The 7138-nt window shown below is 45.1% G+C and carries 6 protein-coding genes and 1 pseudogene; 1 reads left to right on the top strand and 6 read right to left on the bottom strand.

Annotation, left to right across the window (positions count from 1 at the left end; translation table 11 throughout):
* Positions 1-223 precede the first annotated feature (223 nt).
* The gene (locus NC997_RS25455; RefSeq protein WP_347276042.1) at positions 224-568 is read left to right on the top strand and encodes a phage integrase N-terminal SAM-like domain-containing protein; all 345 of its coding nucleotides are present in this window, start codon (positions 224-226) and stop codon (positions 566-568) included.
* A 96-nt stretch (positions 569-664) separates the two neighbouring features.
* Here NC997_RS25455 and NC997_RS25450 read toward each other — a convergent pair whose 3' ends face one another.
* From NC997_RS25450 to tmpT, 6 genes and pseudogenes are all read right to left on the bottom strand, one after another.
* A complete protein-coding gene (locus NC997_RS25450) occupies positions 665-1183 on the bottom strand; it encodes a DUF1993 domain-containing protein (RefSeq protein ID WP_190524822.1) in 519 nt (172 codons plus the stop codon).
* A gap of 152 nt (positions 1184-1335) precedes the next feature.
* Positions 1336-1833: pseudogene (locus tag NC997_RS25445) on the bottom strand (cupin domain-containing protein).
* Positions 1834-2259: 426 nt separating this feature from the next.
* Positions 2260-4272, bottom strand: a complete 2013-nt coding sequence (locus tag NC997_RS25440; RefSeq protein WP_190434248.1) for a methyl-accepting chemotaxis protein — start codon at positions 4270-4272, stop codon at positions 2260-2262.
* Positions 4273-4582: 310 nt separating this feature from the next.
* Positions 4583-5557: an aldo/keto reductase gene (locus NC997_RS25435; RefSeq protein WP_190524820.1), complete on the bottom strand. Its 975-nt coding sequence runs from the start codon at positions 5555-5557 to the stop codon at positions 4583-4585.
* A 104-nt stretch (positions 5558-5661) separates the two neighbouring features.
* Positions 5662-6465 (bottom strand): sulfite exporter TauE/SafE family protein, encoded by an 804-nt coding sequence (locus tag NC997_RS25430; protein WP_190524818.1) that lies wholly within the window; start codon positions 6463-6465, stop codon positions 5662-5664.
* Positions 6466-6479: 14 nt separating this feature from the next.
* Positions 6480-7118 carry a thiopurine S-methyltransferase gene (gene tmpT, locus NC997_RS25425; protein ID WP_190524825.1) on the bottom strand — a complete coding sequence of 213 codons (639 nt, stop codon included), beginning with the start codon at positions 7116-7118 and terminating at the stop codon, positions 6480-6482.
* Positions 7119-7138: the final 20 nt, after the last annotated feature.

The following is a 7138-nucleotide window of genomic DNA, read 5'->3' as shown; positions in this document are numbered from 1 at the left end:
TGAGTTTCTCGGCTTAAATCTCTAATAAATCTCATAAGTCTCTTGTTTTCTTGACTTTTGTTTTAGCTTATTCTACTTTTTATTATGTGTAATTTATTTTACATAAGCACTTATCTATTGATGTTATATAGAAACTTTCCGTATAACATCCTTATTTAGGATATTACACGGAATTTTCTGCACAACTTCCAATGGAACAACGTTCAAAGAAACTCCTCGAACAGTGCAAGATGTTATTAGGCTTAAGCACTATTCTTATCAAGCAGAGAAAACCTATATCTATTGGATTAGACGCTATATCCTTTTTCATAATAAGCGCCATCCCAAAGATATGGGAAGTAAGGAAATTGAAGAATTTTTAACACATCTTGCTGTCAATAAAAATGTGGCTGCATCAACGCCAAATCAAGCATTTCATGCTGTTTTGTTTCTCTACAAAAAGGTATTAAAACAAGATTTAGATTTGAAAGTTAATGCAGCTCGTGCAAAGAAATCTAACTATTTACCAATCGTTTTGATAAAAGATGAAGTTTTAGCAATTATTCAAAAGTTATCCGGTGCATATTAACTTTCAATTAAGTTGCTTTATGGCACTAGTTTACGCTGTGGCAATAATCCCGAATTTAGAGCGAGTGACTCTTGACCGTTCGCTGCATTTGAATAGTTAAGCTTCATCCTTTCTGATTAATGGCACCAAGTGCATCATGTAATCTCGTTTTCCAATTGGTACACCAGCCATGCGAAGAATATCGTAAGCCGTGACCATATGGAAGTAAAAGTTTGGAATTAGGAATTCATTCACATAGGCATTACCAGATAACTCGACGTAGAGGCTCTGACCCAAGTCAATGCGCGTCACCTCAGCTAGCTTTGCATCTTCAGCGTTAACACCCAAAAGAAGTTCCTTAGTGTTTGCTATGTGTTCGTATGCCTGTGTGAGAGCTATGACGTCTGGCTTTAGATTATTCGCAGGTTTGCCATCACACCACAGAGCAAAGTTGCGTGGTTGATTGCAGGTGAAAGCAATCTGTGTACCGAAGGGAAACATATCAGCTGCAATGCGCTTTTGAAGGAACGACTCGTCATCACAAAAATGAGTCTGAGCTGACTTCAAGAGATGCTCAAGAGTCGCTAAGCGGCTTTGAAAGAGGGTTCGGATTAAATCTATATTCTGGCTTTGCATTTTGTGATCCCTCAAGTCTTTTCTATGAACCCTAGCTGTACTTAGAACAAATTTCAGCCTAACGCTCTTGGTCAGCGGTTGCCAACACTTTATTTAACTCCACAAGTGGCCGCTGCACTAGGGTTGTTATGCCGCGATCGCTCCAACAGATATCAATCCTCAGTAGATTGCTTGCTGCTCCAAAAAAGTTGAAGCGCTGACTCATCAACGATGTAAGCTGACTCACCATCCCTAATCACTCGTTTACCAAGCCGAGGAAAAACGCCAACATCTAAGCGTCCTGCTTCTCCACCTATCAGATATACAAGGTCTTCATCGAATGGATTACGAAGATGATGGGGTTGTTGAGGTAGCCCAAAGCCCATGAAGTCTCCTGGTTCGACTTCGTACTCCACATCTCCAATTTCCGCAATACCTCGACCCGACAAAATTTAAACCCATTCTTCTTCATTTTGGTGAGCGTGGAAAATGAAGGATTCCTTGCCTGATGGTACACGAGCAATCGTTACACCAATGCGTTTAAGACCAACAGCACGCCCAAGGAAGCGTAAATAAATTTCTGAATTGGGGTTAAGCGGATGATGAAACTCAAACGCATCCATTGAATTGATGTCTGATGCTTTCAGCAGGGAATGTTGTTCATCAGTCACGTTGATGTCCTCCTATCAAGTTGGTAAAGGGTCTGAGCACCACAATAAAGCCTAAACCGCTCCGCAGATACCCTTCACCTGCCGCCCTACCGAAACCTCAAAATAATTCAATCCTGAACATCGACAGATAGCCCTTTGGTTGCCTCTTTACCGAAGACTCAGCAGCATAACGGTACAGTTGAGCCGATACAGATAACTTTGTGATTCCAACTAATCAATTTTGATGTTCGGCGGGTGCATGGGCGTTGTTGTACCGCGTAGTTATGGAACAAACCCAAACGAATCCATAGTTGTCGTGCTACTACTTGAGCAGGGCTATTCACCTCCAAATACGCCACAGTAACTTCTCCAATCGGAGTTCTCCCTAAAGCTTCACCAGATTCAATACTGGCCTGGAAATACTCACTCCATTGGGATTAATTGGGACTATCCACGGTTTGCAGCTTGACTCAAAGCATTCATCGCACTGACAACTTGCTGAATTCCGCTCGACTGTTGTTTAGCCGTTAGAGAGATTTGCTGACTATTCACTGTAATCGTATTGACTGCATCTACGATCTCTTCCACGGTTTTACGGCCTTCATCGGATACTGCCACAGTAGCTTTCGTCGCTTTTTGAATACTGGCTACCAGTTCACTAATCTGTTCAGCCGATTTACGGCTTCTATCCGCTAGTTTTCGAATCTCAGCAGCCACAACAGCAAAGCCCCTACCGTTTTCGCCTGCCCGAACTGCTTCGACCGCCGCATTGAGTGCCAACATGTTCGTTTGGTTAGCTAAATCACTAACTAAGTTAGAAATCGCATTGATTTGAGTCGTTTGATCTCTAAAGTGTAAGATTTGTTCTCCAATTTGTTCGACCTTCGCTTTTAAGCTAGAAGCAGTTCCAGAACCGTTTTTTTGCTCACTATCATCAATCAATATGAGAACTTGGCGCGCTCCAGTTGCAGCCGCTTCAGCTTGTTCAGCCGCTTGCCGAGAAGAGGTATTTAACTCATCCATTGTGGCAGTCGTCTGATTGACCGAAATAGCCTGCTGCTCCAGGTTTCTCTGTAATTCTGTCGTTTTAGCCTCCAATTCTGTCGTTTTAGCCTCCAATTCTGTCGTTTTAGCGGCGACCTCTCGGATCATTGTGTTGAATGCCTGTGCTAACCGACCTAACTCATCTTGGCTGCTGTCATCAAGAACCACCTGAAACTCTCCATTGGCAATTCGATTCGTTGCAACAGTGATTTCTTCTAAAGGAGTTGCAATGCGCCGACGTAAAACCCAAAACACAATTGCTACAACAATCATGAGGGAGCCAAAGCCTAGAAACAACGTAAAGCGAGCTAGCGAGATCGCTTTTTCAGCCAAAATTGCTTTGGGTAAAACGGTAACAAAGTACCAATCAGGTCCCTGTAGCGTAGTGACAGCTAAGTAATTGCTCTCGTTCGGATTATCGATGACGACTTGATCGGTTGCTTTATTTGTGACCGCCTCAAAAATACGTTTTAGCTGAGTGTCTCCTGATTCAAGAATTTTAAACTCACCTTTTTGTTGCTGAATTTGCTCCATCAATTGCGGATGAGCAATCAGGCGACCATCTTTTCGAAAAATTAGGTTATAACCGCCTTCAATGTGCTCCTCGATCGTTCGCTTAAATAAATCATTCAGTAATACATCCTGTCCAAGAGTACCGATGATTCTGTCATTAGAGTAGATAGGCGTTACACAAGAAAGAATCCAGATTTTAGCAACCCCATCGATTTGAGCCCCCGACCAAACCGTTTCTCTGGCTGGATTGTGCTTCTGGTCACCAACCCACACATATTCTTCCTTAGATAAGTCAAAGCCAACGGGGGCATCCTGTGCCCATGTTGGATAATCAGGCCAGTAAATAACAGCAATATTCTCTGGCATATTCAGGTAGAGATCCGGAAAGCGATTATGCCAGGGTGGACCATAGGCATTGATTAAATCGTAGGACGTTACTACGCGACGGCGAATGTCATCATTGATTAGAACTGGCTTATCAATGAACACGCCTGCTTGCCGTTTGCCATCGAACAAGTTGGGGCGATTGCGGGTTGCCCCATCGGGAAAACGCACAAATAGCTGATCGAAGCGAGCTTTCACGCCTTCGCTATCAGTATTTTCCAAGCGTCGTAGCCACTCCTCCTTAAAGATGGCATGGTTATCTTCTGCCATTAAAAAGATACTTTGTTCTCGTTGACCTCGCTCTATTACATGACTCTTGAGTTGGTCTAACGTCTGCGACTTGAGAGTAGAAACAATCTGAAAGTAGCTAATCGCTGTTGAGCCAACAATAACAGCCGTAACACTAAACGCAATTTGAATAAGTGTTCGACGAGCAAGTGATTTTTTCGTTTTAGCTTGAGAAGATAAGGATTTTTGACTCTGAGAGCCTTGTTTTGTAGGAGAATGAAAGTCAAACATTTATAGTTTTAAGTTAACAGTTATGTTTCAGCTTAATTAAGCTGCCCAAAAACTATCTAAACTTAGTAAAAATCCTTACAATTTGAAATAATACTGAGAGTTGTGCTAATACTGAGTAAGCGGCACCTGAGACTGTAAATTATTTTGTGAAGCGGTCAAAATTAACTCAAATATTAGAAGGTCGCCTATGCCTCGCCGTCGTCGCGAAGATAGGCATTGCATAATAGAGGGCGGACATGCAGCATAAGGAGTGCTCCGCTGCTCAGCGTGCGATCGCAATTCCCGCCGAGAGCATCGGCTCCACCCCTGTTTAAGGAACCTGCCCACCCCTAGCTGCTGTAAACAACGAGTACCACTCTTCCCGCGTCAAAGCGACTTCATCGGCTAAAGCACACGCTGCAATCCGTTCTGGCTTAGTTGACCCCACAATCGGTTGAATGCCCGCAGGATGGCGCAACAGCCAAGCGAGAACAATGGCCTCACGACTTGTCTGCTTTGCTTCAGCCAACTGACTCACGAGCTGAGCCGTCTTGCTCAACGCTGGATCGGCTTCTGCGTTGGGTTTGAAAAGCTTGCCACCTGCCAGCGGTGCCCAGGCCTGTATCAAGATATTGTGGTTGCGGCAGTAGTCCAGCGTTCCGGTTGCCAAGGCCGAGCTGATGCCAGACATGTTTGCAACAATGCCCTCATCAATCAAATACGAGTGCAGCAAGCTTAGCTCCACCTGATTGATCAGCAGCGGTTGCCCCACGCTCTTTTGCAATAGCTCAATCTGCCCCGCTGTATGATTACTGACCCCGAAGTGGCGCACCTTGCCCGATGTCTGCAACGCATCAAAGGCTCGCGCGACTTCCTCGGTTTCTACCAGCGGATCAGGGCGATGCAGCAGCAGAATATCGAGGTAGTCGGTTTGCAGTCTTTGCAAACTGCCTTCCACTGACGCGACGATGTGCTCATAGCTAAAGTCGTAGCGCTGGGGGTCGCTTGGCTGAGGATCTCCCGCGAAACGAATACCGCACTTCGACTGAAGCACAATTTGCTCACGCAAACCTGGTGAGGCTTTGAGCACATCACCAAACACCTGCTCTGACTTGCCCCGCGTGTAAATATCTGCATGGTCAAACAGGGTAATGTCCGTTTCTAGAGCTGCCTTAATGACCCGATATGCACTTTCCCGCACATCTGTAGAAAGCGGTGTATCATCCCAAGTGCCGCCAATATTCATGCAGCCATAGGCAACTCGTGAAACTCTCAAATCAGTGCCCGACAGCGTGTAGGTATGCATCAGCGTCTAGAGCTAGGTGGAGCGATGAACAGGTCACTCTGTCCCCATCCTACTGGCGGTCACAGCATCTGCCCACTAATTAGGAACACACTTTTAGGTCAACACTAAACAACTGAGAAAAGCATCTTGATACTCAGAATGAGCGAGAGAACGGCGAATATCTTCTTCAAATGAGTCTCAGGTAAACGATGAGAGTAGCAAGCACCATAGGGAGCTGCAATCGAACTTGCGATCGCGATTACCAAAAATGCTGGCACATAGATAAAGCCAATCGTATAGGGAAGGCTCAACGTTTGAGACCAGCCACTCATCATGTAGCCAACAGTACCTGCGATCGCAATGGGAAATCCAATTGCAGATGAAGTACCAATCGCCTTTTTCATCTCCATATTCTGGTAGATGAGGTAAGTGATTGTTAAAAAACCACCCCCCACCGCAGCAAGAGCGGATACCGATCCAATGCCTGTTCCCGCTAGCAATAAGCCACGTAACTTAGCTGGCTTTCGGCTAGCTTTTGGTCGCCAATTTAGAAACATCTGACCCGCGACCAGAGCCATAAACAGCGCAAAGAATATAGCGATGTAAGCTGAGTTGACCTTGGCGGCGATGCGGGTAATCAGAAAGGCACCCACCACAATGCCGGGTGCCATCCCGTAAACCACCTTCCACAATACAGTTCCCTGAGCAGCATGGGCGCGAATACTTGCGATTGAAGAAATGATCGTGCAAGCCAATGTTGTTCCTAACGCCAAATGAACGACGTTATCTGCACTGATACCCTGGTTACTAAAAATGGATACTAGCAGGGGAACGAGTATTCCACCGCCACCAACCCCCAGTAAGCCTGCCATAAAACCGACAAAGAAACCCAACAAGATGTACAACAACATCCATTCAATACTCAGCATATCAACCTAACTTTTTAGAATCTTTTGAGCAACCAAATCCTCTCAATTGCTGCAACTTTTCCCTTTAATCCACCAGTGATTTCCCTGCTTTCAACAGAGTTCAATTGATAAGCAGACGCATAATGGTGTTTTACTTCTGCTTCACCGACTGAGAACGGAGGGCCATCCATGAGTTGTTGATTGTATTCGTAAGAAATCAGCAACTGCGGTGCCGCGTGGGTGATTTCCATCAAGTGTGACGTATATTGATGACGCCTATTTTCAGGCATTGCAACCAACGCTGCGCGGTCATATAGCGCGTCAACCGGCCCAAGAACTTCAGCAGACACATCAAAAATATCGCCAACAAAGATGTCGATATCCTTGGCGGAGTAGTGGGTTAATTTACCAACTCTGGAGATTTTTGGCTTGACTCCCAGGTCGTTAAACAATTCGTTAATTGCGAGTTCGCTTAACTCTGCACCAACCACTCGATGACCACAATTAAGCAACCATGCAAGATCGCGCGTCTTGCCACACAACGGTAGAAATACACAACCGCCCTTCGCCACATTTAATTTTTCAAAATGTTCGACGAGGAATGGGTTTGCCTCACTTTGGTGAAAACCAATATCTCCCGCTTCCCATTTTTGCTGCCAAAAACTTGCTTCCATATCAACGCCTTCATTGCTCA

It is taken from the genome of Trichocoleus sp. DQ-A2, assembly GCF_039961915.1.
GTDB lineage: Bacteria > Cyanobacteriota > Cyanobacteriia > Cyanobacteriales > FACHB-T130 > FACHB-T130.
Note: the sequence above shows the minus strand (reverse complement) of the source record. Positions and strands in the feature narration are given on the sequence as shown.